Origin of the sequence: Phenylobacterium sp., from assembly GCF_030646615.1 — a bacterium.
Taxonomy (GTDB): domain Bacteria; phylum Pseudomonadota; class Alphaproteobacteria; order Caulobacterales; family Caulobacteraceae; genus Phenylobacterium.
Map to the genome: position 1 here is coordinate 1 of NZ_JAUSLG010000007.1, position 2560 is coordinate 2560.

Below are 2560 nucleotides of genomic sequence, written 5' to 3' on the forward strand. Positions count from 1 at the left end.
GTTGTCGATGAAGAGCAGCACGTCCTTGCCCTCTTCGTCGCGGAAGTACTCCGCCTGGGCCAGGCCGGTCAGGGCCACCCGGGCGCGGGCGCCGGGGGGTTCGTTCATCTGGCCATAGACCAGGGCGCAACGGGAGTCGCCGCCGCCGCCGGGCTGGTTCACGCCGGACTCGATCATCTCGTGATAGAGGTCGTTGCCTTCGCGGGTGCGTTCGCCCACGCCGGCCAGGACCGAGTAACCGCCGTAAGCCTTGGCGATGTTGTTGATCAGCTCCTGCATGGTCACGGTCTTGCCCACGCCGGCGCCGCCGAACAGGCCGATCTTGCCGCCCTTGGTGTAGGGGCAGAGCAGGTCGATGACCTTGATGCCGGTGACCAGGATCTCGGCCGAGGTCGACTGCTCGGCGAAGGAGGGCGCCTCGCGGTGGATGACGCTGGTCATGGTCGAGTTGATCGGGCCGCCTTCATCGATCGGCGCGCCGATGACGTTCATGATGCGGCCGAGGGTGCCCGGACCCACCGGCACGGTGATGCCGGCGCCAGTGTCGACCACGGGCTGACCGCGGGTCAGGCCCTCGGTGGTGTCCATGGCGATGGTGCGGACGGTGTTCTCACCCAGATGCTGGGCCACTTCCAGCACCAGGCGGAAGGGCTCGCCGGTGCGCTGGTCGGTGTTGGTGGTTTCCAGGGCGTTGAGGATCGAGGGCAGATGGCCCACGAACTCCACGTCGACGACGGCGCCGATGACCTGGACGATCTTGCCGGTGGCGACAGCCTGGCCGGCGACGGCCGGGGTCAGGCCCGCAGCGGCGGGCGCGGCGGTCTTCTTGGCCGCAGTCTTGCGCGGCGCCTTGGCGGGCGCAGCGGCCGACGCATCGGCCGCGTCGGTCGGCGGGGCCATATTCGGGGCGGGAGCCTTCGGAGTCATAGCCATGATGCGGTTCTCTTGCTCTAGATCGCCTCGGCGCCGGAGATGATCTCGATCAGCTCCTTCGTAATCTGCGCCTGGCGTGTGCGGTTATATTGCAGGGTGAGGCTGGCGATCATGTCGCCGGCGTTACGGGTCGCGTTGTCCATCGCGGTCATCTGGGCGGCGTAGAAGCCGGCCTGGTTCTCCAGCATGGCGGAGAACAGCTGGATGGTCAGATTGCGCGGCAGGAGCGTCTCGAGGATGGCCTCTTCGGAAGGCTCATACTCATAGACCGCGCCCTTGAGGTCGATCGGCGGGGCGTCAGCGGCGACTTCGGCCGGGATCAGTTGCTTGACGCTGGGGACCTGGCTGACCACCGAGTGGAACCGGCTGTAGACCATGCTGACCACGTCGACTTCACCGGCCTCGAACAGGGCGGTGACGCGATCGGCGACGGTCTGGGCGACGTCCATGGAGGGCGAGCCCCCCGTCTCGTAGAACTCGATGATCTTGTCGGCGTGCAGGCGGCGCAGCTGGTCGCGGGCCTTCTTGCCGACGACGATCAGCTTCACATCCTTGCCGGCGGCCCGCAGGGCGCCGATCCGTTCCCGGGCGGCGCGGACGATGGAGGTGTTGAAGCCCCCCGCCAGGCCGCGGTCCGAGGTGGCCACCACCAGCACATGGCGCTGGTCGGCGCCCGTGCCGGCCAGCAGGCGCGGCGCGGACTCGCCGCTCACGCCCTGGGCGAGGTTGGCGATCACCGAGGCCATCCGCTCGGCGTAGGGGCGCGCGCTCTGGGCGGCGTCCTGCGCACGACGGAGCTTGGCCGCGGCGACCATCTGCATGGCTTTCGTGATCTTCTGCGTGGCTTTCACGCTTCCGATCCGATTGCGCATCTCCTTGAGGCTGGCCATCCTTTTGGGTCCTGGCCGGCTTAGGCGAACGTCTTGGTGAAGGCGTCGAGCACGCTCTTCAGTTCGGTTTCCAGCTCGGCCTTCAGGTCCTTCTTGGTGCGGATATTGTCCAGCAGGTCCTGGTGCTTGCCGTGCAGATAGCTGAGCAGCTCGGCCTCATAGCGGGTCACGTCGCCCACGGCGACATTGTCGAGATAGCCCCGGGTGCCGGCATAGATCACCGCCACCTGCTCCTCGACCTGCAGCGGCGAGTACTGGGGCTGCTTCAGCAGTTCGGTCAGGCGGGCGCCCCGGGCCAGCATGCGCTGGGTGGTGGCGTCGAGGTCGGAGCCGAACTTGGCGAAGGCGGCCATTTCCCGGTACTGGGCGAGCTCGCCCTTGATGGGGCCGGACGCGGTCTTCATGGCCTTGATCTGGGCCGAGGAGCCCACGCGGCTCACGCTGATGCCGACGTTCACGGCCGGGCGGATGCCCTGGAAGAACAGGTCGGTCTCGAGGAAGATCTGGCCGTCGGTGATCGAGATCACGTTGGTCGGGATATAGGCCGACACGTCGTTGGCCTGGGTCTCGATGATCGGCAGGGCGGTCAGGGAGCCCGAACCGTTGTCCTCGTTCAGCTTGGCCGCACGCTCCAGCAGGCGGCTATGCAGATAGAAGACGTCGCCGGGGTACGCTTCGCGTCCCGGAGGGCGGCGGAGGAGGAGCGAAATTTCGCGGTAGGCCCAGGCGTGCTTGCT

General features: G+C 67.4%; 1 protein-coding gene and 2 pseudogenes. All 3 read right to left on the reverse strand.

Annotated elements, in window-relative coordinates; all coding sequences use genetic code 11:
* Nucleotides 1–933: pseudogene (locus Q7S93_RS00900) on the reverse strand (F0F1 ATP synthase subunit beta); the annotation flags it as partial.
* Between the two features lie 17 nt (nt 934–950).
* Nucleotides 951–1823 carry a F0F1 ATP synthase subunit gamma gene (locus Q7S93_RS00905; RefSeq protein ID WP_304711621.1) on the reverse strand — a complete coding sequence of 291 codons (873 nt, stop codon included), beginning with the start codon at nt 1821–1823 and terminating at the stop codon, nt 951–953.
* Nucleotides 1824–1843: 20 nt separating this feature from the next.
* Nucleotides 1844–2560: pseudogene (locus tag Q7S93_RS00910) on the reverse strand (F0F1 ATP synthase subunit alpha); the annotation flags it as partial.